The sequence below is a fragment of the Acinetobacter sp. CE-15 genome (genome assembly GCF_051059255.1).
GTDB classification, from domain to species: domain Bacteria; phylum Pseudomonadota; class Gammaproteobacteria; order Pseudomonadales; family Moraxellaceae; genus Acinetobacter; species Acinetobacter guillouiae.
Genome location: NZ_CP192737.1, coordinates 731,131 through 755,871 on the forward strand (window position 1 = coordinate 731,131; position 24,741 = coordinate 755,871).

General features: G+C 36.6%; 25 protein-coding genes. 17 read left to right on the forward strand and 8 right to left on the reverse strand.

Going from position 1 to position 24,741, the window contains the following annotated elements:
* Nucleotides 1-134: 134 nt before the first annotated feature.
* Together ACQ7EO_RS03475 and metG are read right to left on the reverse strand one after the other, a co-directional pair.
* Nucleotides 135-608: a hypothetical protein gene (locus ACQ7EO_RS03475; protein ID WP_434278885.1), complete on the reverse strand. Its 474-nt coding sequence runs from the start codon at nucleotides 606-608 to the stop codon at nucleotides 135-137.
* Between the two features lie 122 nt (nucleotides 609-730).
* Nucleotides 731-2,785 (reverse strand): methionine--tRNA ligase, encoded by a 2,055-nt coding sequence (gene metG / locus ACQ7EO_RS03480; protein WP_434278886.1) that lies wholly within the window; start codon nucleotides 2,783-2,785, stop codon nucleotides 731-733.
* Between the two features lie 180 nt (nucleotides 2,786-2,965).
* On the opposite strand from metG, the gene ACQ7EO_RS03485 reads away from it, so the two are divergent.
* The 3 genes from ACQ7EO_RS03485 to ACQ7EO_RS03495 all read left to right on the forward strand — a co-directional run bounded on the left by ACQ7EO_RS03485 (nucleotide 2,966) and on the right by ACQ7EO_RS03495 (nucleotide 4,716).
* A complete protein-coding gene (locus ACQ7EO_RS03485) occupies nucleotides 2,966-3,766 on the forward strand; it encodes a hypothetical protein (RefSeq protein ID WP_434278887.1) in 801 nt (266 codons plus the stop codon).
* Between the two features lie 102 nt (nucleotides 3,767-3,868).
* Nucleotides 3,869-4,363, forward strand: a complete 495-nt coding sequence (locus ACQ7EO_RS03490; RefSeq protein ID WP_434278888.1) for a hypothetical protein — start codon at nucleotides 3,869-3,871, stop codon at nucleotides 4,361-4,363.
* A gap of 50 nt (nucleotides 4,364-4,413) precedes the next feature.
* Nucleotides 4,414-4,716 carry a putative quinol monooxygenase gene (locus ACQ7EO_RS03495; RefSeq protein ID WP_056515254.1) on the forward strand — a complete coding sequence of 101 codons (303 nt, stop codon included), beginning with the start codon at nucleotides 4,414-4,416 and terminating at the stop codon, nucleotides 4,714-4,716.
* A 4-nt stretch (nucleotides 4,717-4,720) separates the two neighbouring features.
* Here ACQ7EO_RS03495 and ACQ7EO_RS03500 read toward each other — a convergent pair whose 3' ends face one another.
* Nucleotides 4,721-4,939 (reverse strand): DUF6500 family protein, encoded by a 219-nt coding sequence (locus tag ACQ7EO_RS03500; RefSeq protein WP_004723831.1) that lies wholly within the window; start codon nucleotides 4,937-4,939, stop codon nucleotides 4,721-4,723.
* A 193-nt stretch (nucleotides 4,940-5,132) separates the two neighbouring features.
* Between ACQ7EO_RS03500 and ACQ7EO_RS03505 the strand changes: the two genes are divergently transcribed.
* Nucleotides 5,133-5,321 (forward strand): hypothetical protein, encoded by a 189-nt coding sequence (locus tag ACQ7EO_RS03505; RefSeq protein WP_004723829.1) that lies wholly within the window; start codon nucleotides 5,133-5,135, stop codon nucleotides 5,319-5,321.
* 48 nt (nucleotides 5,322-5,369) lie between these two features.
* On the opposite strand, the gene ACQ7EO_RS03510 is transcribed toward ACQ7EO_RS03505, so the two are convergent.
* Nucleotides 5,370-5,669, reverse strand: a complete 300-nt coding sequence (locus ACQ7EO_RS03510; protein WP_034615993.1) for a hypothetical protein — start codon at nucleotides 5,667-5,669, stop codon at nucleotides 5,370-5,372.
* 320 nt (nucleotides 5,670-5,989) lie between these two features.
* Here ACQ7EO_RS03510 and apbC point away from each other — a divergent pair, with 320 nt between their 5' ends.
* The 3 genes from apbC to ACQ7EO_RS03525 all read left to right on the forward strand — a co-directional run bounded on the left by apbC (nucleotide 5,990) and on the right by ACQ7EO_RS03525 (nucleotide 8,663).
* Entirely contained in the window at nucleotides 5,990-7,240 is a 1,251-nt protein-coding gene (apbC, locus tag ACQ7EO_RS03515; RefSeq protein WP_434278889.1) for an iron-sulfur cluster carrier protein ApbC, read from the forward strand.
* Between the two features lie 72 nt (nucleotides 7,241-7,312).
* A complete protein-coding gene (locus ACQ7EO_RS03520) occupies nucleotides 7,313-7,684 on the forward strand; it encodes a hypothetical protein (protein ID WP_434278890.1) in 372 nt (123 codons plus the stop codon).
* A 100-nt stretch (nucleotides 7,685-7,784) separates the two neighbouring features.
* Nucleotides 7,785-8,663 carry a 5'-methylthioadenosine/S-adenosylhomocysteine nucleosidase gene (locus tag ACQ7EO_RS03525; RefSeq protein WP_434278891.1) on the forward strand — a complete coding sequence of 293 codons (879 nt, stop codon included), beginning with the start codon at nucleotides 7,785-7,787 and terminating at the stop codon, nucleotides 8,661-8,663.
* 28 nt (nucleotides 8,664-8,691) lie between these two features.
* On the opposite strand, the gene ACQ7EO_RS03530 is transcribed toward ACQ7EO_RS03525, so the two are convergent.
* Nucleotides 8,692-9,243: a DUF2062 domain-containing protein gene (locus ACQ7EO_RS03530; RefSeq protein WP_303577634.1), complete on the reverse strand. Its 552-nt coding sequence runs from the start codon at nucleotides 9,241-9,243 to the stop codon at nucleotides 8,692-8,694.
* A gap of 456 nt (nucleotides 9,244-9,699) precedes the next feature.
* Here ACQ7EO_RS03530 and ACQ7EO_RS03535 point away from each other — a divergent pair, with 456 nt between their 5' ends.
* From ACQ7EO_RS03535 to ACQ7EO_RS03545, 3 genes are all read left to right on the forward strand, one after another.
* Entirely contained in the window at nucleotides 9,700-10,293 is a 594-nt protein-coding gene (locus ACQ7EO_RS03535; protein ID WP_004723817.1) for a LysE family translocator, read from the forward strand.
* A gap of 139 nt (nucleotides 10,294-10,432) precedes the next feature.
* Nucleotides 10,433-11,002, forward strand: a complete 570-nt coding sequence (gene dcd, locus ACQ7EO_RS03540) for a dCTP deaminase (protein WP_004723815.1) — start codon at nucleotides 10,433-10,435, stop codon at nucleotides 11,000-11,002.
* A gap of 330 nt (nucleotides 11,003-11,332) precedes the next feature.
* Nucleotides 11,333-12,679 (forward strand): hypothetical protein, encoded by a 1,347-nt coding sequence (locus tag ACQ7EO_RS03545; protein WP_034615990.1) that lies wholly within the window; start codon nucleotides 11,333-11,335, stop codon nucleotides 12,677-12,679.
* Between the two features lie 133 nt (nucleotides 12,680-12,812).
* Here ACQ7EO_RS03545 and ACQ7EO_RS03550 read toward each other — a convergent pair whose 3' ends face one another.
* Nucleotides 12,813-12,959: a hypothetical protein gene (locus ACQ7EO_RS03550; RefSeq protein ID WP_434278892.1), complete on the reverse strand. Its 147-nt coding sequence runs from the start codon at nucleotides 12,957-12,959 to the stop codon at nucleotides 12,813-12,815.
* A 470-nt stretch (nucleotides 12,960-13,429) separates the two neighbouring features.
* On the opposite strand from ACQ7EO_RS03550, the gene ACQ7EO_RS03555 reads away from it, so the two are divergent.
* The 5 genes from ACQ7EO_RS03555 (at nucleotide 13,430) to ACQ7EO_RS03575 (ending at nucleotide 20,974) form a co-directional block, all read left to right on the forward strand.
* Complete coding sequence (locus tag ACQ7EO_RS03555) at nucleotides 13,430-14,821, forward strand: hypothetical protein (protein WP_434278893.1); 1,392 nt, start codon at nucleotides 13,430-13,432, stop codon at nucleotides 14,819-14,821.
* A gap of 261 nt (nucleotides 14,822-15,082) precedes the next feature.
* Entirely contained in the window at nucleotides 15,083-16,639 is a 1,557-nt protein-coding gene (locus tag ACQ7EO_RS03560) for a hypothetical protein (protein ID WP_434278894.1), read from the forward strand.
* A 16-nt stretch (nucleotides 16,640-16,655) separates the two neighbouring features.
* The gene (locus tag ACQ7EO_RS03565) at nucleotides 16,656-17,408 is read left to right on the forward strand and encodes a DUF6160 family protein (protein WP_004817710.1); all 753 of its coding nucleotides are present in this window, start codon (nucleotides 16,656-16,658) and stop codon (nucleotides 17,406-17,408) included.
* Nucleotides 17,409-17,429: 21 nt separating this feature from the next.
* Nucleotides 17,430-19,919, forward strand: coding sequence for a DUF6160 family protein (locus ACQ7EO_RS03570; RefSeq protein ID WP_434278895.1), 2,490 nt, complete (start codon nucleotides 17,430-17,432; stop codon nucleotides 19,917-19,919).
* A 95-nt stretch (nucleotides 19,920-20,014) separates the two neighbouring features.
* Nucleotides 20,015-20,974, forward strand: coding sequence for a DUF6160 family protein (locus ACQ7EO_RS03575; RefSeq protein ID WP_239044972.1), 960 nt, complete (start codon nucleotides 20,015-20,017; stop codon nucleotides 20,972-20,974).
* Between the two features lie 97 nt (nucleotides 20,975-21,071).
* Here the strand turns inward: ACQ7EO_RS03575 and ACQ7EO_RS03580 are convergent, their stop codons facing one another.
* On the reverse strand, nucleotides 21,072-22,787 hold the full coding sequence (locus ACQ7EO_RS03580) for a proline--tRNA ligase (RefSeq protein ID WP_314339788.1): 1,716 nt from the start codon (nucleotides 22,785-22,787) through the stop codon (nucleotides 21,072-21,074).
* A 249-nt stretch (nucleotides 22,788-23,036) separates the two neighbouring features.
* Nucleotides 23,037-23,678 carry a hypothetical protein gene (locus tag ACQ7EO_RS03585; RefSeq protein WP_434278896.1) on the reverse strand — a complete coding sequence of 214 codons (642 nt, stop codon included), beginning with the start codon at nucleotides 23,676-23,678 and terminating at the stop codon, nucleotides 23,037-23,039.
* Between the two features lie 284 nt (nucleotides 23,679-23,962).
* Between ACQ7EO_RS03585 and pilG the strand changes: the two genes are divergently transcribed.
* Entirely contained in the window at nucleotides 23,963-24,346 is a 384-nt protein-coding gene (gene pilG, locus ACQ7EO_RS03590; protein ID WP_004723803.1) for a twitching motility response regulator PilG, read from the forward strand.
* A 25-nt stretch (nucleotides 24,347-24,371) separates the two neighbouring features.
* Complete coding sequence (locus tag ACQ7EO_RS03595) at nucleotides 24,372-24,740, forward strand: response regulator (RefSeq protein ID WP_004723801.1); 369 nt, start codon at nucleotides 24,372-24,374, stop codon at nucleotides 24,738-24,740.
* The last annotated feature ends 1 nt before the right edge of the window (nucleotide 24,741 follow it).

Consider the following 24,741-nt stretch of genomic DNA (forward strand, 5'->3'; position numbering starts at 1 on the left):
ATCAGAATTAATTTAACGAATTATTTTTTAACATGGATTGGTTCATCACGGCGCTTTTTATATATGAAAAACAATCTACTTTTGTAAGCGAATTTTTTATTAATATACACAATGATCGAATCAGCTATGTGAGGTCATTCATTGATATCCTGACGATTTCTGGCTCTTTTCCATTCAATAAAAGTACAAATTAGTGTTGTTGGTAGTATAAGGACAAACTGGAGATAAAGAAAAGTCAATAAAGGAGAAGGCGTGACTATAGCAATGATAAGAATAAAAGGGGCTAGCATAAAGCCTAAAAGACACCCATAGATTAAACTATAACGCCAAGAGGCTAACGCTAATTTACTTGCAAAAAAGTGCTTAAATAAGAGATTGGTAATAATGGCTGGAATGCATCCTAGGAGATAACCAATTGGAGTAATCAAGATGAATGCAGCGATCATTGGAAATATAATAGATGGTGTAATGAGTCCTTTTAAAAACCGCATTGGATCATAAAAAAATAATCCGCTGTGAAATGTGATAGTGATAATAAATGTACCAATGAATGGACCACAGAGGATAAATGCAGATATTTTTCCTTGGTTATTCTTTGATATATCCATATTGAGGCGAGCCCCTTTTTTTCATTTTTATAATGTGAATGTAGTAAAACATTAGCATAAAAAAAGACTTCCGAAGAAGCCTTTTAGTGATTTATGATCTTCTAGGATGAGATAATCAATAATTAAGAAACTTTATCACCTGGTTTCGCACCAGATTCAGGTGAAATCACCCAAACACCATCACCATTCCCAGCAGCAAGCACCATACCATTTGAAATACCAAAACGCATTTTACGCGGCGCAAGGTTTGCAACCATAACCACCAATTTGCCAGTTAAGTCTTCAGGTTTGTAGAACTCACGGATCCCACTGAATACATTACGTGGTTCAGCTTCGCCGACATTTAGAGTCAATTGAAGCAGTTTATCAGAACCTTCTACTGCTGCTGCTTCTAAGACTTCAGCAACACGCAAGTCGATTTTGATAAAGTCATCGATCGTAATGATTTCTGCTTCACCCACTTTGGCTTCAGGCTTTTTCTCTTTGGCTTTTTCAGTTTTCTTTTCTGCTTTTGCTGGTGTTGCAGCCGCTAAAGATTCTTTTGATGCATCGACCATTGCAGCAACTGCTTTTGGATCAACACGTTGCATCAATGGCTGGAATTGAGCAATTTCATGCGCAACTAGAACCGTTTTTCCTGAAGCAAAATCAAAACTTTCAAGTTTTAAGAAGTCTTGAACTTGTGTTGCTAAAGTTGGTAGTACAGGTGCTAAGTAAACTGCCAATTGGTGGAATAGGTTGATTCCAACAGAACAGACATCATGAACTTGTTGTTCCTGACCTTCTTGTTTTGCCAAAGCCCATGGTTTTTTCTCATCAATATACTGATTTGCACGATCAGCAAGTGCCATGATTTCACGTATAGCGGTTGAAAACTCACGCGCTTCATAAGATTGAGCAATCGAAGCACCCGCATCAATGAAACTTTGAACCAGCTCAGGTTCAGCACATGTTGCAGACAAGCTATTGTTAAAATTGCTGTTAATGAATTTTGCACAACGACTGGCAATATTCACAACTTTTCCTACTAAATCTGAATTTACTTTTTGTACAAAGTCATCAAGATTCAAATCAGAATCTTCAACCTTATCAGAGAGTTTAGAAGCAAAGTAATAACGTAAATATTCAGGATTTAAGTGCTGCAGATAGGTTTCAGCTTTAATAAATGTGCCACGCGATTTTGACATTTTTTGACCATTTACAGTCAAGAAACCATTTACGAATAGGCCTGTAGGGGTGCGGTAATTTGCACCTTCTAACATTGCAGGCCAGAACAACGCATGGAAATATACAATGTCTTTACCAATGAAGTGGTAGACCTCATTTTTAGAATCTTTTTTCCAGTAGTCGTCAAAGCTTAATTCTGGGCGTTTCGTTTTGATGTAATTTTCAAAACTTGACATATAGCCAATCGGAGCATCAACCCAAACATAGAAATATTTATTTGGTGCATCTGGAATTTCAAAGCCGAAATAAGGTGCATCACGAGAGATATCCCAATCGTTTAGACCATTTTCAAACCATTCATCTAACTTATTTGCGATCGAAACAGGTAAACGACCTTCGTCACGCGTCCATTTTTGCAAGTATTCGGCAAAGTTTGGGAGTTTAAAGAAATAATGATCTGATGATTTTTCAACAGGTGTCGCACCACTTAATGTTGAGCGTGGATTTAATAACTCTGTTGCATTATAGGTCGTACCACATACTTCGCATGAGTCGCCATACTGATCTTCCGCTTTACATTTTGGACAAGTCCCTTTAATGAAACGGTCTGACAAGAACATGCTTTTTTCAGGATCAAACAACTGAGTAACAGGACGAATCGCAATATTGCCTGCCTCACGGTTTTTAATATAGATTTCCTCAGAACGGGCTTTATTTTCATCGCTATTGGTTGAATCATAGTGATCGAAATGTACGCCAAAGCCATCAAAATCACGGATATGCTCTTTTTGCACATTGGCAATTTGCGCTTCTGGACTAATCCCATTTGCTTCTGCACGGAGCATGATTGCTGTACCGTGTGCATCATCCGCGCAGACATAAGTCACGTCATGACCCATTGCACGCATGGCACGAACCCAGATATCTGCTTGGATGTAGCCGAGTAGGTGACCCATATGAATAGGACCATTTGCGTATGGAAGGGCGTTAGTGACTAAAATATTTCGCACGGATATAACTCTCTTTCTCAAAGTTAATGCAAGGGCATTGATTTTAGCGTAATTGCTATGAAGATGCACAACAGAATAGGTGAATTCTTTTCAAATGTAGATTTTTATGCATATTCTTATATCTGCCAATTCATTATTATAGAATGGTGTATTCGTGTATTTCCCAAGAGCAATAAATCTATGATTGATGATGAATATTTTGATGATGACCAGCCTGTAACCCGTATTCCACAAAATCAAAATAGTAAAAATCTGATTGAAAAAAATATTCTGAAACAAGCTGAACGCTATTTTGCAGATATTTCTGAAAATGAACATCAGTATCTTATTGAAACACTCAATGGGTTTGCTCAAGAAGAGCCTTATTTTGAAGTTTTAGCCAATCAATTGGATCAGCCTGTAGGGGCTAAAATTGCCAATGATGCTCTCAATCTATTGCATTTTTGGCAATTGATACATGAAGCTGAAGATATTGCTCAGTTTAATCTTTTAGATGTGATCAACAGTGCGTTTTTTCAGTCTGAGATGTTTAAAGCTTTTGATCAATTAGCGCTGGGTGAGCAGAAGCCACAATACCAAGCTGTGTTAGAACAAAGCTTTAAACTCTATCAATTAGAGTTGTATGCGGGATGTATTCCATTGCTTTATGCTCAATTGGAAGGTTTGTTAACGGCTGTTTTAGTTCAAAATGGTTATTTAAAACAACAGGACACTAAGTTTATTGATGTCTATAAAATCGTTCCTGGGTTAAAAGGTCATGAGATTAAAAGTTTGTGGCATAAAGCTAAAATTGCCAATGAATTGAATCATTATTTTTTAGAGTTGGCTGCTTATAAGATGGATAGTAGTTCAACGGTGAGTATGACACGGCATAACATTCTACATGGTACGGATTTGAATCATTTTAATCAGGGTCGCAGTTTCGTATTGTTTATTTGGCTATTTGCGGCAGTCAGTTTTATGGGAAATGTCCGATCATAAAGTTCCAATCGTGATGATTCTTCACCTAAACTTCACATCCTAATCAAACACGCTACATTTTAATTTTAGAAACTAACACCAAGATCGAAGAAGGAGAAAATCATGCGGTCTTGGTATGTATTTGTTGCTTCAGCATTTGCAAGTTTAGCGGCTGTTCTCAGTTTAGTTGTGCCATTTTGTCTTTTTCTATATTTTTATCAGGGCGATTTATTTATTTCAGCTTCTGAACGAACTTCAAGCCGAGGCATGGAAGTCGTATTGTATTTAACTCCATTTTTACTACTGGTCGGGTTTTTTAGTTACACAGTTATTTTTAAAGTATTTAAAGTACCTCAAAAAATCATCGAAACAACACAGATTATAAAATCTATAACTTTGATCTTTATCATGATGCTAAGTTTTTTATTCTTAGTTTTATGTTTAGATGGTGCTCTATCTAGTTTTATCGAGGCATTGAGTTATTTAATCTTCGTTTATTTACTGTTATTGCTCCCGTTTTGTATCGGTCTAGTTCTCGGAAATGCAGTTTACTTCATTTTATGCAGAAAATTTAATGCGAAGAATATGTTTAGAAAACAAGTACATCATTGGGTTTAAATTTGCGTTTCATGTTATGTTCGAACTTCGATATCAATAAGAAATTACTTATGCTTAAACTGATTGCCGAAGACTTTATCCAAGTGGATAAAATTGATTTAGTTTTACCTTTATATCAACAATTAGTTGAGCAAACTAAACGAGAAGCGGGCTGTATTGCCTATGATTTATACCATGATTTACGCAATACAGGGCATTTTGTATTTATTGAGGAATGGGTGGATCGAGCTGCTTTAGATGCCCATGTTCAATCCTCCCATTTTCAGGATTTAGTCCCGCAAATTGATCAACATAGAAGACAAGACGGAATTTTTACCCATATGCAGCATTATGATGAATTGTTTAAAAAATGAATATTTAGCATTCATCTTCAATCATTTTCTTAATTTTGATTGCCTTTTCAAAATGATCAAGCTGATGGGTTTTAATCCACCATTCTGCTACTTGCATTAAGGTTTCTGGGTCATCATTTTTATTGGCAAAGAATGCATAAAAAGATAAACCAACATCATCTCCCTTTTTAGCAATTTTATCATTACAGACTCGGATAATTTTTTCTTTCATTAAGTGTTGCATTCGATAAGACTCAGTGTTTGTTTTAATTCAATGATTTTCAATCAATCAGAAGAGGCTATTTTATTCATTTTGAAACAAAAAAACACATCGCTACAAACTGTGTATGAATTGTTAAAGAAATGCATCTTTTTACATTTTATGGAGTTTCAGTTGTTATAACTAGGGTGAGACTTAATTAAATAGGAAGAAAATCATGACAAATTTAGACGATTTAAAAAACAAAGCTTCTGAAGTAATTGATGATGTGAAGTTAAAAGCCAAAGAAGCAAAATTAGGTGCTGAAAAGGTTGCAGATGACCTCAAACATAAAGCAAAAGAAACACTGCTTAAAGGTGAGCAAGCTGTAAATGATTTGAAGCACAAAAAAGATGATGAAAAGTAATTTGAACAATCACTGAACAGCGCCACGCTGTTCAGTGATACTTTTTATTTAAGGTTCTTTACGAATCCACTCGATTTCACGAATCTGATTATTCACTACCGTAAAAGTATAAGTTACATTCTCAATCTCATAGATATAGTTGGATACGGTAACCGTCGTTTTACCTTCTTTACGTTCATAAGTGTTCATTGAAATTGGAGATTGGCCAATCCGTGTCGACATTTCCGTCAAACTATCACCTACAGAAACCAATTGTCCTGAAGATGTACGCACCGCAGTTGTAGATGTTCCAGCAAAAGCTGAACTCGAAATGATTAAAGAAAAAACTAAAAATAATAGAGACTTCATAGACCTACCTTATTATTGTCAAAAATTACACAAAGTTGTTATGACCCAATGTGACTATAGCTATTTTTTATCCAGAATTTGTATGGGAATTATTAAGACAGCGTTTGTCATAGCAAACTAAATCGCAAAAACTAAAAGTTCATTCTGAACAATGAGATAAAATGATTGAATGGATTATTTTGGATGCTAAACCAACTAAATCAGTAGGATTAATAACAACATTCAAAAAGCTGAATAGAAGTTTGCTTAACCTCAGGTCAATTTACAGTTAAACTATCTGTTCTCAGTATTAATTGTATTTGCAAATTTGGAGCAAATCTATGTCGTGGCTTTCTTCGCTTAAATCAGTTTTTTCTCCTGCGCAGGAGGTGAAAGAGGAAGAAGTCCAATCTGTTTTGCAAAACTATATTTTGCCAAATTCAAATGTCTTAAAAGATCGTATTACCCAAGTGAATGTTGTAGGTCGAGTATTACAACTGACAATTAATACTTATCCTGAAGAGGCAGATCATTTACAAAAAATTCATGATGATCTCGCCAATGCATTGGAGAAGTGCGGTATTCAAGAGTTGAATCTGCATGTGATTCAACAAAAAATTCAACATGATTCGAGTTGTGGCAGTGACCAACATGGAAAAGCAGGGCATAGTTGCGCTTCAAAGCCCAAAGAGCAACATCCTAATCTTCCTCCAGTTGTCGATGCTTCTGCTAAAATGGCAAATACACAAGAAGATCCTAATAATCCACCGATTCAAAAAGCAGCACCACAACAACGAGATATTCCGAAACACCCTCGAATTCAAAATGTGATCCTTATATCATCGGGTAAAGGTGGTGTGGGTAAATCAACTACCACAGTAAATATCGCATTGGCTTTGCACAAACTAGGCTTAAAAGTCGGGGTTTTGGATGCTGATATCTATGGTCCAAGTATTCCAACAATGCTGGGGAATGCTGGACAAACACCTAAAATAGAAGGTGAAAATTTTGTACCATTAGAAGCTTATGGTATGGCGGTACTTTCAATCGGTCATTTGATTGGAAAAGAAAATACACCAGTTGCTTGGCGTGGTGCAAAAGCCACAGGTGCATTGATGCAACTGTTTAATCAAGCGCTATGGCCTGATTTAGACGTTCTAGTCATCGATATGCCACCTGGTACTGGTGATATTCAATTAACCCTTGCCCAGCGTATTCCTGTAACAGGCGCTGTGATTGTGACAACACCTCAGAATGTAGCCCTGATGGATGCGGTGAAAGGAATTGAACTGTTTAATAAAGTACATATTCCAGTTATGGGGGTGGTGGAAAATATGTCGACACATATTTGCTCAAACTGTGGTCATGAAGAACAAATTTTTGGTACAGGTGGCGGCGATCAATTGTCTGAGCAATATAATATTCCGTTGTTGGGACGATTACCTCTAAATGTTCAAATTCGTGAAAATGCTGATGCTGGTAAACCTTCTGTGGTAGCAGGAGATGTTGCTGCAGAAAACTATATGGCTATTGCTGAAAAAATTGCACAAGCTTTACCTAAAGCCGAAAAAGATCCGCATAGAATTTTCTAAGAATTGATCTCTAAAGCGTCCTCTCTTTATTTTAACCATTGAATTAAGGAGAGGATAATTGAGAATGAATCAATGAAATATTTAAACTTACTCGATAATAAGGTTTTTATTAGTCTTACCAATACTGCCAATGGTGATGTTAATAGTGCTACACGTTTTTATTATTCCCAAAAGGGGCTGATGATTACTGCAAAATACGAGGGTGGGATGATACAAATTGGTTCTATCGTTGGAAAGATGCTTTCAGATTTTGAATTCGAAATATATTATCAACATTTAACTGTGACGAACGAACTTAGAATTGGACAATGTAAAACAAAAATTGAACTATTGGATAATGATGTGATTAAGCTGATTGAAGATTGGCAGTGGTTGAATGGGGATTTATCAACAGGTCATTCTGAGTTAATTGAAGTTATTCCCAACTCAAAAAATAAAATTTAAATCGCCTTCTCTTAACTATCTGTATAAAAATATAGAAAATTGATCAACTGGTATATTCATTGCTTAGCTATAATTTCTAATTTAAACCATTGAGTAGACCATGCTATTAAAAAAAATCTTATGTGCTTTAGGAATCTGTAGTTCGATGTTCTTGACTGCATGTAATGATAGTGATTCAGATAAAACCAATTCTAATTCAATGACACAGAAATCATTGCAACCCATCATCATTCAAGGTGCATTACCTGTAGAGTCTGAGCAAATGGCCTCAAAACTAAGCAATTCTACAGTCGAAACGTTTGGTGGTTGGACGTTTTGGAAAGGAACCTATCAAGGTTATCCAGTGATTATCTCTAAAACAAGAATGGGAATGAGCAACTCTGCTGCCGCAACAGCAATTGCGATTGAACGTTATAAACCCATTGCGATTATTAACCAAGGAACATCAGGTGGACATGATCCAGATCTTAATGTCTATGATATTGTTTTAGGTCGTTACACCACCAATATTGGTGCATTTAGAACACCTAAAAAAGCAGTTGAAGAGGGTTCAAATTCTCTTGAATGGACAGAAGCTTTTGATGTGTTGCCTACGGATGAGTCTGATCCTGAACCGATTGCGATTCGTAAATTTGAAGCAGATAAAGATCTGTTATTGGCAGCACAGCGTGCAAAAACCAATTATAGCAAGGGCCGTGTGGTTGAAGGTACTATTGGTTCAGCAGATGTTTGGAACAATGAGTTGGACCGAATTGCATTTTTCCATAAAAACTATGGCACTTCTGTAGAGGAAATGGAGGCGGCATCTGTGGCACAAATTGCCAGCCAATATAAAGTACCATTCCTTGGTGTTCGTATTTTATCGAACAATATTACCAACGGGGGCGCATATGACCCAGGTACTGGAGAAGCATGCCAGCATTATGTTTTAGATGTGGTTGTTGAATATATGAAAGCTAAACAAGCCGCTTTAAAGTAATTTTTTATCAAAATAAATTGGAGTTTGCTTAGAGAGTTTTTGGCTGTTTTTTACGGCTATTCCACTTTTTAATCACGCTCCAACGCCAGTAAATACGTGTCACAATAAAGAGTAGCGATGCAAATACAAATGCTTCAATAAACAAACCAGTTGCAAGAATTTTGGCTAGGCTAAAATCAATATGCCCATGGCCAAAGTTTTTGATCCAATGAATGATTTGATGGAAAACACCGAGTAACATTTCCTTATTAATCATATGCACATGATAAATTTTGGAACCAATCCAAAAGGCAAAAATCAAAATTGGCACAATGGTTAAGGGATTCATGATCCAAGCTAAAATTAAACCAATCGGTAAATTAGCTTCAAAGAATAATACTGAAAAAATAATTAATAAGGTGTGGAATGGAATAGGCAAGATGCCCCAAAAGGTACCAATAAACATTGCCTTAGAAATTGATTTACGATTGACATACCAAAGCTGAGGACTTAAGGCTTTATCGCCAAAAATCTTCATGAATTTCAAATTATTGACTCGCTCTGGACTAGGGAGCCAAGACTGAAAAAAATGCTTTGCCATAAAAGTAGAAAATGCAAGAAAGGTAACTATTGTGCATCAATGTAGATAAAAACGACAACCTTTCTGACAAAAAACCTAATGAGTAAGAGAGAAATATGGATAAAGAATAGTCAATAAAACTGAAAATTTACTTAAAAAGCCCTTGATTCGTACCAAAGATAACCTTTAACGGAACTACTTGGTATTTTACCGCTAATCAGTGTGCTATTTGGGAATAAACTTACTGATTTAAAAGGTATTATTATTGATTTTAAAGTTTGATTTTGGACATAAAAACAGCATTTCTTCGATCAGTGACTTTGCAGTTTTTATCTGATTTTAAGTTTTCAAAGCATTGAAAATAAAATATATTTTTATTTAGGGTAATGTTCTTCAATAAGTTCTCTTACAATTAATTTTTTGCCAATTCAATTTAAAAGATTTAATCTGCGATCAATCCATTGATGAGGTCATTTAATGATTTCATGGTTTTTTATTGGCTTGGTGGTGACGATTCTTTTGACACCAGGACCAACCAATACGCTTTTAGCATCTTCTGGAATTCAAGTTGGAATTCGAAAATCTCTTGCATTAATTCCAGCGGAAGCGCTTGGCTATCTTATCTCCATTACCATTTGGGGATTAATTATTGGATCTGTGTCTAAACAGTTTCCAAGTGTACCTGTTATTCTTAAATTATTTAGCGCAGGCTATATTTTATTCCTGGCTTTAAAATTATGGCGTACAGCAAATCGAGATGAAAACTTTAATCATGCGACAATTCGGGCGCGTGAGTTATTTTTTGCAACCCTTTTAAACCCGAAAGCACTTCTTTTTGCTTCTGCAATTTTCCCAACCCACGTATGGCAAAATGCGTCTGCTTATACTTCACATATGTTGGTGTTTTTATTGTTAATCGTACCGATTGCATTTTTTTGGACATTTATTGGTTCTGTGATTTGCAGTAATAAAGTGACTTGGCTCAATCAGCGTAATATGCAAAGAACTGCGTCTTTAGTTTTAGTGAGTTTTACTGTACCACTGAGCTACTCAGCACTTTTAAGCCTTTAACAATCGATTATAGTTAAACTTAAGTTTGTACGTTTACTTACAGACTTGGGTTGCTCTATTTCGTCATAAACATTCCTTTCAAAAGCAATTTCAGTTAAAGTACAGCGCAGTAAATAGCACAGTTTTGGGATAGAGATAAATGGCAATTAAGTCTGATCGTTGGATTCGTGAAATGAGCGAAAAGCACGGTATGATTGAACCGTATGCAGAAAACCAAGTGCGTTATGATGAACATGGTGAAAAGCTAATTTCTTATGGCGTATCTAGCTATGGTTATGACGTACGTTGTGCGCGTGAGTTTAAAGTCTTTACCAATGTTCACTCTGCCATTGTCGACCCTAAAAATTTCGATGAACGTAGTTTTATCGACATTGAATCTGATGTTTGTATCATCCCTCCAAACTCATTTGCGTTAGCACGCACTGTTGAATATTTCCGTATTCCACGTAATGTTTTGACGATCTGCCTAGGTAAATCGACTTATGCACGTTGCGGTATCATTGTAAATGTAACGCCACTTGAACCTGAATGGGAAGGTCATGTGACATTAGAGTTTTCAAATACGACGAATTTACCTGCGCGTATTTATGCCGGTGAAGGTGTTGCTCAAATGCTGTTTTTTGAATCTGATGAAGTTTGTGAAACCTCTTATAAAGATCGTGGTGGTAAATACCAAGGTCAGGTTGGGGTAACCTTACCTAAAGCTTAAATTAAAGATGAGCTGAAAGAAGCAAGTGTAAATCACTTGCTTTTTTTATGTATATATCAACATGATAAATATGTTTAATATATTATTTTTCAATAAAAATTTTTAAATAAAATCATAATTAAACATAACCAAATGAGATTTAAATGTATTTAAAATTATTGTTTTTTTATCGGAAAGTGTAAAAAAATCTCGGTATAAATTTTAATCTATGATATAAAAAGATGCTAAATATAAATGTTATTTATATCATTTTATTTTTTCAAGATTCGAAGGATAATTTAGCGTTGGTATAAAAATAAGGTCAAGCTTTGCTAAGGATGGAAGCGTACAATGTTCGAAAGAAAATATTTAAGTGTTGTATTACTAATATTGAGTGTTTTAGCAATGAGTACGACTCATGCTGCGACTTTACAGGCATTGACTGACGAACAATTGTCAGAAACGACAGGTCAAGCACTCATGAGTTTGACTTATATTGCACCAACAGATACTGCGAATTTAGAGGCTCGCCGCACAGGTGGGGATAGTACTGTTGGGTTTTATAAACTAGGTTTAGAAGCGACTGTCGAATTAAATGCAAATATCAAAAAACTTCAATTAGGTTGTGGTGGTACCAATGGAAGTGGTGCTTGTGATTTAGATTTAGATAGTGTTTCTTTTGGTTGTATTACAGGGGCAGCAGGCTATTGTATTACATCTGCATCAACAAACCCGAATCAACCTACTGGCATTGATAGTAATAATGCCATTAGTAATCAAAAGAATATGAAGGATTTTGTCTTAACAAATCCTTATTTTCAATTTGCAATTAAAAATCCTAATAGTGCCTCTACTCGAGAAGTTGTTGGTATACGTATAGGAGCAGAAAAAGCAGAAGGCCCATTATCTATCGGTAATTTAAATAGTTTTAGTGGATATTTTACAGGAAAGGCAAATTTAACAATGTTAGGTGAAACAAATGTTTCACCTGTAACCTCAACAACCTGGAATTCAAGAGCGATATCAACACCTAGTGCTTTTCTAGGATTGGATGATGCTACAATTTTAAACCTAGGTTTAGCTTCAGTAAAATATAGTGAAATTACCGCAAATTATTCAACTGTAAGTAGAAATGGTTTAGCTGTTTCTGTCGTTGGGAACCGTGTTAGTCAAGCAAAAATAATAGGTTTGGACTTAAGTTCAGTTGTAGATGATATTATAAATGGTACTTCAACCACTTCAGCATTGGAGTTAAATACCAGTAACTCTTGTGTAAGGATTATTGGTATTTGTTCTGGATCTTTTGGTGCAAATATTGGTAATGCTTTATTACCAGTGTTAAGAGGCGGTATTTCCGATTATATTAAACAACAGTTAGCAACAGGATTAGGCACTTCTGTTTCGGGATTGAGCACTTATCAAATGCCTTATAATTTAAGTAACGTGCATCAAATAGATGTGAATTCAAATACTTTTGGTATTGCTCTATCTGCACAAAATTTACAATATCCTGATTATGCAGCAGCAGTGAGTAAAGGTTGGAGTATGTATCTTCAAGATGCTTTTACGCTTAATATTTCAGATAAAGTAAGTAATCTTGTGAGTAATATTGCTTCAAGTTCAAATGCGAAAGATGGAAATATTACTTTATTAGAACAGCCTTATCGTAATTGTTATGGTTCATTAAAATTCTGTTAATTTTTTATTGGTTTATAGTGACTTCAAAATAAAAGGACTAAGCCCTGTGCAGTACAGGACTCAGTCCTTAAAAACCCCTTAATTAATCCGTCCAACTTATAGGGGGCAGATCATTCAATGGGTTTTTTATAGTTTAAATTGTATTCCCACAGATGTCTGTCGTTCCAACTGGATAGGTGAACTGAATTTGTGTTTGAGTTGTATCAAAATCATAACTACATGCAGCCCAACTGCTTATAAAAATTGAATTTATCATTAAACCGAATATCATTCTTTTCATGGTGTATTCCTTTTTATTTTGAGATTTTACTATAAAGTTAAAATGGAATAGATTTGAAAATATCCGATAAAAAGGTTTAAAAAATTTAAATATTAAATACTTGATTTAAGTGGGTTCATTTTAATTAAAATGTTTGAACTATTTTTATATCTATCTTTGATTTTTTATTTATATTTGAATTTAAAAAGTTTTTATTCTTGAAAATTTCTATAGAATTTTTTTCATGTGTTTTGATGCTATTTGGCATTTTGGTTTACTAACAAAAATTACAGTCATTTTGTCGGAAATTTAACCTATATTTAAAAACATTATGATAGATTAATCACATTATATTTCTCTATTGAAAACTAAAATACATTTTCATAACAGTAAGAGCCTAAATTTTATGAAGTTTATCTAAGATTAGGTTTGGTTATTGGAACAGTAGAGTCTCACAATTTTGAACATAATCTAAGGATAAGGAGATGTTCATGCTTAAAATAAAGCCTTTGCGTGTAGCACTTTTTTCATTCAGTGTCTTTGCAATGTCTGCTGTATATGCACAGTCTACAACTTTAAAAAGTATGTCTGATGAGCAACTCTCTGAAACGACAGGTCAAGCCTTAATGAGTTTGACTTATGTTGCACCTACAGATTCAGCAAATATGGAAGCAAAACGAACAGGTGGAGATAAAAGTATTGGATTTTATAAATTAGGTTTAGAAGCTGAACTTGAATTAAATGCTAATATTAGAAAATTACAGTTAGGTTGCGGTGGTGTAAATGGCGCAGGGAACTGCGACATTGATATTGATAACTTGGGTTTGAGTGGTGTGGGAAACGCTGCAACATCTAATACAGATAGTGCTTCTGACCGAGCTGCTCGTGTAGGATCAAGTGCTGTTTTAACCAATCCATTTATTCAATTTGCAATTAAAAACCCTGAAAGTGCCTCTACACGGCAAGTCGTGGGAATAAATTTAAGTTCTGAAAAAGCAGTGGGGCTGCTGACGTTTGGTACTGAAAATAGTAGTACAAAAAATGGAATTAATTCCTTAAGTGGATATATGCAAGTTGCTGCTACGACTGGAACAGCATTGGTCAATGGTTTTGGTACGAGTAATGTTGCTGGAGAAGCAGCCAGAACACAGTTAAGACAATCTGATGGTTATAATGCGATTAATGGTAGGGCTTGTTGTCTTATATTTGGAGCATCAGTTGGGTTTTCTACGACTTCTTATGACCTTAATTTGAGGGATCAAGCAACTGGAAGTAATATTTTAAAGGGTGACTTAGTTCTTCCTCAACAAGTTATCACTGGTAAGCGTATCAATAGCGCAATTTTAAACGCCACTGCAAATGTTAGAACAATTGATTTATCCGGTACAATTAGTGCAACAGCATTGGCAATCATTCCCCTCAATAATAAATCAACTTCAGGAAGCATCAATAACTTAATCGTTGATGCAACAATTAATGAAGATTTGGGTTATTTTCATAAAGCCAGTTTAAATGGGACACCCGCTTCTTTATCTCTGCAAGGGCAAGATATTCAGTGGACAGGAAATAAATCAGTTGCTCAAAAGGGTTGGTGGTTAGAGCTGTCTAATCCAATTGATATTGGTAAAATTGATCCAACAGATAAGGTTGATATTCCAAAAGCGACATTAAACGCGATCATGGATCAAGTAGGTGCGTATTTAACCGATCATCCTGTTGATTGTGGTAGTTTTTTGGCTTTGAACTGCCTCGCAGGTACAGCCGTTCCTGTTGGGACTGTTGATTTAATTAATGCGCCTCATGCAACTATGCCATTAAATAATATACAGTTAGCTAAACAGGATTTTACTCCAAACTGTTACGGCTCATTAAAGTTTTGTTAATCAAATGCTTATTATGTTTTGGCAGTAACTGTGTTAAAACTTATGATGAGTTTATTGCTTAAAAAGATTCATTTGTCGGAAATGATGGATTTTAACCAAAAAAACTTTGTCATAATTAAAAAAATTACATAGTATGAAGTGTGATAGACATAACAAAACTGTATAAACAAGGATATGTGTTTTTGTACAGTTTGAAGTCGGAAATTTAAGAAATAAAATAAAATATGGTGCGGAGCATCGTATAACACAGGAAGGTCGTGGATGACTACACTCAATTATACGGTAAAATTTCATAAAACCGTTTTGGTGAGTTTCATTGGTTTATGTTTAAGCCAATCTTGCTTCGCACTCGAAGAAATGTCTGATGAAAAGTTAAGTGATACTACAGGCGAAGGTATTGCCTTATTGCCTAGAGACACTTATATGGTTTTTCAGGGCGCTGGAATTAACCAAACTCAAGATACTGTGCTTACAAATCGTAGTTTAGACACCGGCTATATCTATTATGTTCCTGTGGGACCATTGTCATCAATCGTTCAAGATACCAATAAAGATGGTGTTGTGAATGCCAGTGATCATTCAGTCGGGAAAGCTGATTTATATCTATATGGTTTAGCGTTGTCTAAAAATGCCAGCAATAATGCCAACCTTAGATTGGATGCGGGATCAACCAATGGCGTAGCGAATGCTGCGATTAAAAGCTGGGGAACTGCAACCAACCCTTGGATATTCAATGTAAAAACAGACCTTAATGTACCTGACTTTGGTGCAGGTGCGGGTTCTGTGACATATTTAAATTTTGAAGCGCCGTTATATGAAAATTTATATTCATTTGCTGCTGATAAGAAAACAGTGACGACCAGTGCTTTTGTCAATGATGTCGGTGGGGAAGATGCATATAACCTTAAACTTGCATTTTGGGCAGATGGTTTTGTACGCGATCAAAGTAAGGCAGACAAAGATCCAAATCAATTTAATTTAGGTGAGGGGTTTAGTACCACTGCAACAGGTCGAGCAAATCGTATTCGCTTGCAAGGTATCTTTAACGGTTTTGGATTAAATGGCAGTAAAATTCAATTATTCCAAACGCTCGGTGGTGCTACAAATACGGGTGGTATGAGTGCTTTTTATAACAATACTTTAGGTTTGGCTGGTGTTATACGATTAAATAGTGGTGATGGTTCAAAGTTATTGGGAACATCTACAGCAAACTCATGGACTACTCCAGCGAACTTGATGAGCCATGTTTTTAGGATTAGCACTCAAGAATGTGGAGTTGGTAACTTAAATGGTTGTACCACTCCAGCAGCGCAAGACATCTTATCGACTCCAGCAATTAATGGCGGAACAGCACCGACTTTTTCAGATAAAGAAGGTATTTATATCTATAATTTGAATACCAATTTGGTGCTCGGTTCATTATATCAGCCTTTGATTCTCGGATCTGATGGAACAAACTTTAGTATAGAGCTGGCTAGGATCCCAAATAAAGAATCAATTTATAAGAAGATCTATACGGATTATACAGGGGCGGATACTTCATATACAGGCTCCACTTGTAATGTTTATAACTGTGGCACAAGTTCAATTGCGGGTTATCAAGGCAGTTCAGCAACACACAGTAGTATCAGTATAGGGACTGTTTATAGTATGGATGCAGGGAAGACTTTACTTGCAGATAAATCAGCAGGGGCTGTAGGGGTTTCATTTAATCAATTAAATAATGCCACCAGTTCAAATGTACAGAATAACTTAGGATCTGCCTTGATTGATGGAATGCTGATTCAGCATATGAAAATAACCACCAAAGGCTTATAGGATAGGAAGAAATATAATGAAAAAAACAGTACTTCTTATTTTAACCAGTTTGGTGAGTTTTCATTTGGCTGCGATGGAGGCTTTAACTGATTCTGACATGCAGCAAGTCGAAGGGCAAGCAGGTGCCGATTTATCTTTAAAATTGGTACTGAATCAAATTAATGCAAGTGATTCATATTACACCACAAATAATGCTTATAAGTTCGATAATGGTACTGGCGGTATTTGTGAGAAATTACAATTTTGCCATTTGGCATTGTCTGTCAATAATCGCTATGTTGATGCAAATGGGTTAGCCAGTAGTACTGAAGGGAATAAACTTTGGGTGGTCTTTAAAGGTGTACAAGGGACAATTAATATTCAGAAATTAGGTTTGGATGGTGTTGATTTGGTCTATAAAAATACCACTGCTATGCAGATGATCAAGCCCGCAATTCAGTTATCTTTTGATGCGAATCAACCGATTCAAATTCGTAATTTTGGCTTCAACTCTCTTTCTATCGAAAAAGATGATTTCACCAGTAAGACCAATCCAGATGGAACAGTTACAGAAAATTCATCGGGTGCAACGGAAGGCCAGTATGGTTATTTAAAAGCCAATAAATATGTAGCAAAACCTCAAACAACGGGTGCTAATGGCTCAACGGCAAATAATTATGATGTGGGTCGAGAAACAGGCTTTATGGGCGTACAAATGAACGGTAATCTTGTGCTGCAGGGCAAGCTGATGATGTTTAGTTGTGATTCTACAATGAATAAGCGTTGCTAAAATAAATCTGAGGGTTTAGGGATGAACATTAAAAAACAACAACATGGAAAAAGATTTATTTTAAATACATTGGCTTTGAGTTTGTTGGCTATACATGCACCCGTTTATGCATTACAAGCTTTGGATGATAGCGATTTAAGAAATGTAAATGGTCAGGATGGCGTACATATAGAGGCAAGCTTAAAAGAAGCCAATATTAAAACATTGTACTGGACAGATCAGGCAGGTCGCGCAGAAGCAGATGCAACCAGTCAAGCGCTCGTTGCAACAGCAGATACAGTTAAAATACAACAGAGCAATACTTCTACAGATCCATTAAAAGCAGATATCAAGCTTAATATGGGAACTGTTGCGGGCAAAACTGGAGTGAATTTAGATTTATCACTCTCTCCTATGCTGATGACCGTCGATTCATTTCGTGTTTGTGATAGTGATCCAAGCGGAGCACGCTGTAGTGCAAAGTTGGGTAATTTAGCGGTACAAACGGCTTCAAATACCAGTATTGGATTAAAAACAAGCAATGGTCTTTTAAGTAAAACAGATCAAGTTGAGCTAACTTTAGGGCTTCAAAATGCCAACATTTATTTAGGCCAAAGCAGTGCCACAAATCAATTAAACCAACTGATTTTAAAGAATTTTAACTTTAACTTTAAAGGAAAAGGTTTTGCGTTTATCGATGCAGCTGAAGGCTTTAAATTACAAACGAATGCTGGAAGTAATATTGCGGGTGCAAATCAGGCACCAGATACGAACTATGGTTATGTGGATTTAACCCGTGTGGTTGATCCAGCTTCATTAAAGGCGGGTTTTATAAACACAGGCAGTTATGGAAATGGGACTTCCACAACCAATGCGGGTTTAAATCTTGAAATTATGGTGAATAATAAAGGCATCAATCCTACATCGCTTTATGATGTCGATAGCTATAATACGCCAACTGGTGCTAAAGGGCTGATTCGCGTAGGTGCCAGTGGGCGTATGGTGAATGGTTCATTGCAATTTCGTGGTGTACAGAATGCCAGTAGTTTAATTGGTTCTGCTGTTAATTCGAGTGGTGCAGACACTGGAAAAGATATTGTTGGTGGTTCAGGTATCGCATTTCGTATGAAGACGGATTTCACCAAAGAAGGTGACACCATGCTTGCTGGTGGTGGCGATGCAACAACTTTGGAAATTGGTGGTGCTGGATTAAATAGTTACGGTTTTGAGTTTGGTAATTTAACCGGTTTACAAAAGGGAACGCGTGCTTCTTTTGACACAGGAAATGTTTTTTTAAATCTTACCGACTCTAAGCAAGTTACGATACCGGTAAACACAACCTTCCAAAATTCAAGTTTTGGTAATGGTCAGGCTTTAACCAATTTAAGTGATTATAAACAAGATATTTATACGACCCTATCAGCGGGTAATCGCCCTTATGCTGTGGTCGCTTCAATTCGTGGTGGGGAGTTCCAAGCCATCTCTAGACGAGGGCGATTTACCACTGCCGCTGGTGTGGCTGCTGGTAATTTATTTACCGAGAGTGGTTTAAATAATCAGTGGGGGTTGGCTTTACCTTTTTATAACTTAAATGCCAATTTAGCCATGTATGGCACAACAGTTGATGCTGATAAAGCTTATTACTATTCAGCAGATGGTACGAAAAGCAGTGTTGCAGCTACAGCGGGCACACAAACCTCTAGACTCGGTTTTTCTTTAGGTTTAAGTACAGAGGGTGTGGATAAAAGTGGTACAACTAAGCTTGGCAATAAAACAACCTCGATTTTGGTGATTGATGGTGGTCAGGTAAAAAATGATGCAGGTGTTCCGATTGCCGGTACCTCTAAAGACTATTATTTAGGTTTAAGAAACATCGATATGTTGCTGAAAGGCAATGGTAGTATCGGGGTGGAAAACGGAAGTTTAAATTTAAGTTTAAAAAATATGTTGGTGGTGATGGCGGCTGAAGTTGCGGCAGGTTATCTACCTGGAACAACCTATGCATCATGTGCAGGTGGTATTGCAACAGCAAGCGTTGCTTGTGGCAACAAAGGAGCATCTGATTCCAATAATTTCGCCAAAAGTGATGATGTGTTGTTTGGTCTAAAACTTCGCTTTGGTGGGGATATGGATTTGTCACTTATTCCAAATAGTGAAATGAAAGCGGATGGTACAGGTAATCGTTTAACTGTGGTCGGTGATTTAAAATTAGCAGCTACAAATAACACCATCCAGATTAGTGATCCTGTCAATGGTTCTATACTTGGTTTAGATAACTTGACGGGTGATATTCGCTTTAACAATGCTATTGTGCTCAGTAAAAACTCAACGAGTGGGACTGGTCAGGTTGGATTTAATGCAAGTTTACAATTTAATCCAACACAGTCAGTCGGCGGTGTATTTAGAGCGAGAGATTTAAACTTCTATCCTCCATCTATGAATGGCGCTTTAGTTTCGGGTGCACGCTTAGGTGAAATTGCGTTGACAGGAGGTCGGTTGACCAGTGAATTTAACATTGTTCCTCGGAATTAATGCGTTATTGGTCGGCTAGTGCTTTTATCGTACAGAATTTCTGATTAGACTGTGATGTGGTAGGCAGTATATAAATTTTCCTAAGGATTAGGATAATGAAAAAAAATAGAAACCTAGGATGTATATCATTATTGATACTGAGTCCAATTGCGCTGGCAATGGAACCTATGGATGATCAAAGTCTTTCCCAAACAACGGGGCAAGATGGGATAAATGTTGGTATAAATTTGAGTAAAGTTCAACTCAATCAAATTTCAATTATTGATCGTGACGGGTTAGGCTCAACTGTGAATGATGCAAATAAAGCATCGCTGGTTCTTGCGGGTAAAAGTGCTGGTACGCTTGCTGACCAAACTGTTGATATCACTTTTCTAGGCGCTTCAAATACCCCAACGATGAACATAGTCATGGATACCGATGGGGGCGCTACAGGTGGAGCAAGTGGTAAACCTTTTGCCAATATCGGAATGAGCTTTGCAAGTAATATTACCGGGATTAAAGTTTCACCATTTGCGCTTTACTTGGCTGGAGCGAGTTCATCTTCAGGGCCTGCTGGATATCAATCTATTTTTACAGGTACCAGTGAAAAATCCGATGTCATTAAATTTTTAAAACTGAATGATGGTTTTGATATCAACTTTGCTGCTGCCAAACCCACCATTAATTTACAGTTAGGTAATGCACCTCAAGGGCGTATGATTGCTTTTGGTGGGGCAATTCAATCGATTTGTGGTACGGGATCAGGCTGTGCTATTGCACTTTTATCTGATGATAGCGATATTGGTGCAAATTTTAACTTCCAATTAACTGGAACAGATAAGGTCAATGGTTTTTCATTAAACGGTTTCTATGCTGGCGTTGAACCAACAGGTTTTGTCTTTGGTAATACGGGTGAATCGAGTAAGTTTGATCTGGGTATCAATCAGATGATTATGGGAACGAGTGGGGCAAGTGCGGCAGGGACTTTTAATGGTCTGCAAAATGGCTCGATGGGGAACTTTGGGGCAATCGGAACATCAGTTACAGATTTAAAAGTCAAAATTAATGGTCTGTAATGCTGGTCTATAAAATATCAAAGCATAAAAAACCCTATAAGTTGTGTGACTTATAGGGTTTAGTTTATTTCAGGGCTTTTTTAATGCGATTGAAAAATTACTTCACTAATTTAGCCAATAACTCATCTTTGCTTAAATTTACAGATTCGGCATCTCTACGACCTTTGTATTCAAAAGTTCCAGCATCTAAGCCTTTTTCACCAATGACAATACGGTGAGGAATACCTGTTAATTCCAAGTCAGAGAATTTAACACCAGGACGCTCATTACGATCATCCAGTAATACATCATAGCCTGCGGCTTGTAATTCAGCATAAAGTGCTTCAGCTGCTTCAAGCGTACGTGGAGATTTTTGCGCATTCATTGGCACAATTGCAACTTCGAAAGGGGCAATTGCAGATGGCCAAATAATACCTTTCTCATCAAAGTTTTGTTCGATCGCGGAAGCAACTACACGGGTTACACCAATTCCATAACAGCCCATTGTCACCACTAATGGTTTGCCGTCATCACCCAAAACTTTACAGCCGAGTGCTTCTGAGTATTTGGTACCCAATTGGAAAATATGACCGACTTCAATACCACGTTTAATTAAAATCGTGCCTTGACCATCTGGAGATGGGTCACCTTCAACCACATTACGTAAGTCAAAAACTTCTGTAAATGTTGCATCACGGTCCCAGTTGATACCAGTGGCATGCTTATCGACTTCATTGGCACCCGCAACAAAATCTGAAAGCACAGAGGCTGCACGGTCAACAATCACAGTTAAGCCTTTCTCAACCAGTCCTTGTGGTCCACAGAATCCCGCAGTTAAATCTAGAGCATTAAGTTGAGCATCTGTTGCAAATGTTAAAGGTGCTGCAATCAGTGGATGCTTTTCAGCTTTAATTTCATTGAGCTCATGGTCGCCACGCAGGAATAACGCGATTACAGGAACATGACCCTTTTCATCAGCAATACCTTGTACAAGTAAGGCTTTTACCGATTGCGCTGGATCTGTATTTAAAAATGCAGAAACATCAGCAATGGTTTTTTGATTTGGTGTGTCTACAATTTTTAGATCTTGGCTAGGTGCTGCACGCTCACCAGTCAATACTGCTTCAGCCATTTCAACATTGGCCGCATAGTCAGATTCGGTTGAGAAAGCGATATCGTCTTCACCACTTGATGCAAGTACGTGAAATTCATGTGAACCTGAACCACCAATCGAACCTGTATCTGCTTGAACAGGGCGGAAGTTTAAACCTAAGCGGGTGAAAATTCGGCAATACGTATCGTACATAACATCATAAGTTTCTTGTAATGACGCTTGATCGACATGAAAAGAATAAGCATCTTTCATAATAAATTCACGCGAACGCATCACACCGAAACGTGGACGAATTTCATCACGGAACTTAGTTTGAATTTGATAAAAATTCATTGGAAGTTGTTTATAACTTTTTAATTCATTGCGAGCCAAATCCGTAATGACTTCTTCATGTGTCGGACCCAGAACAAAGTCATTGCTATGGCGGTCTTTAAAACGCAACAGTTCTGGGCCGTATTGTACATAACGACCAGATTCTTCCCATAGTGAAGCCGGCTGCGTCACGGGCATTAATGTTTCCAAAGAACCTGCACGATTCATTTCCTCACGAACAATCGCTTCAACTTTATTGAGCACACGTACACCCATCGGCAACCAAGTGTATAAACCTGAAGCCAATTTACGGATCATCCCAGCACGTAACATGAGCTGATGTGAAATGACTTCAGCATCGTTTGGGGTTTCTCTTAACGTTGCAAATAAAAAGCGACTCGCGCGCATGGAAACTGTCCTAAAATTTTTAGATTTAAAGGAATGATTATACGATAAAAAAATACGATAAAAAAATAAGCTGAACATTTTTAATGATTGTTTAAATTGAAAACTTTATATTCTTATACTGACGATACCATCAGAGCTCGGTTTTAACTTGAAATTAGCCGATATCGTGAAAGGTTGTTTAAATCATTTATATTGTTTTGTTAAGTTCTTATCAATAATAGAGCCAAGGAATTCCGAATTAAAAGGTGATTATTCAAGTTTTTTAAGGCGGTTAATAATATCATCATAGTAGGTTTGTGTCTTGCGGTAGTTGTCTTGTAGGCTTCCAATATAATTCTTTGTTTTATCTAAGTTTTCAGAATTATATTTGATCCGATCTTTGAGTGTAACAGGAACAGAGTTACCTTTGCGGTAGTATTCCATTTCTTGTCTTTTAAGTATAATACGATCACTTTGAAGCTGTTTAAGTGTTTGGTTTTGTAGCGTTATTTGTTGTTTTATATTGCTTAGAAGTTCATTTCTTTTGTTGACAGCGACAGATGAGTTGCCATAGGCACGCTTTAAGCGCGCATCTTGTTCTAATTTACGCATTTCAGATGCGCGTGACGTCGATTGCTGTAAATCTTTTTCGACATTATAAGCATGATTACGTTTGATCACTTGCATGTTGCGATCAAGCGCTTCATAACCATTTTTTATGTGTGCTGGTGTAACCGAGGTGCTGATATTGGCCACCCCATTTTTATCATAATATCGATACCATACCGCTTTAGCCTGAGGCGTATCAGCATAGACCGATAAAGTACAGATGAGTAAGCTGACTGAAAGGGCGGTATTGCATATTTTTTTTGTTTTTGACGCTATATTTTGGTAATAGATTATTCTATCCATTTAAAGTCTACCATCCCCAAAAAATCAATGTAAGTTATATGATTTTGAAACTATCTTTGGTCATTTTATGTGGTTACAAAATTTTAATAAACAATTAACTTCTAAAAAAAAGCAGAATATTTTTTTTTATGTGAGCTTTACTGTGTTTTACTGTTTGAAGTGAGATTTCCGACAAGAAATGTTCATTGATAAAGTGAGTTAATATATGTTAAAAAAACATGATTAATTGTAAAAATAAATCTGTACAGCACAATTCATTCCAAGCTTACGGAAAGGGGCATTAAATGGACGATAAATTTCAAAATCTAAAAGTCATGGTGATCGATGATTCTAAAACCATTCGTCGTACTGCTGAAACATTATTACAAAGAGAAGGTTGTGAAGTTGTCACTGCTGTAGACGGTTTTGAAGCCTTATCTAAAATTGCTGAAGCAAATCCAGATATTGTTTTTGTTGATATCATGATGCCTCGTCTGGATGGCTATCAAACCTGCGCTTTGATTAAAAACTCCCAAAATTATCAAAATATTCCAGTCATCATGTTATCCAGTAAAGATGGCTTATTTGATCAAGCAAAAGGTCGTGTTGTCGGTTCAGATGAATATTTAACAAAACCATTTAGTAAAGATGAACTATTAAATGCTATTCGCAATCATGTGACTGCTTAAATGAACGGTTAATTTGGGGGAAATAATGACAAAAATTTTAATAGTTGATGATTCACCAACAGAAATGTTTAGATTTAAAGAAATTCTAGCTAAGCATGGATTTGAAGTGATTGAAGCAACCAATGGTGCAGATGGTATTACACTGGCGCAAGCTGAATTGCCGGATCTTGTGTTAATGGATGTTGTTATGCCTGGTGTAAATGGTTTCCAAGCGACTCGTCAGATCGCACGTGGTGCAGCCACCAAGCATATTCCAATTGTGATTGTAAGTACTAAAGATCAAGAAACCGACCGCGTTTGGGGAAAACGTCAAGGGGCTTGTGACTACTTAACCAAACCGATTGATGAGAATCAGCTGATCAGTACGATTAAGCAACATCTACAAGCAGGATAAT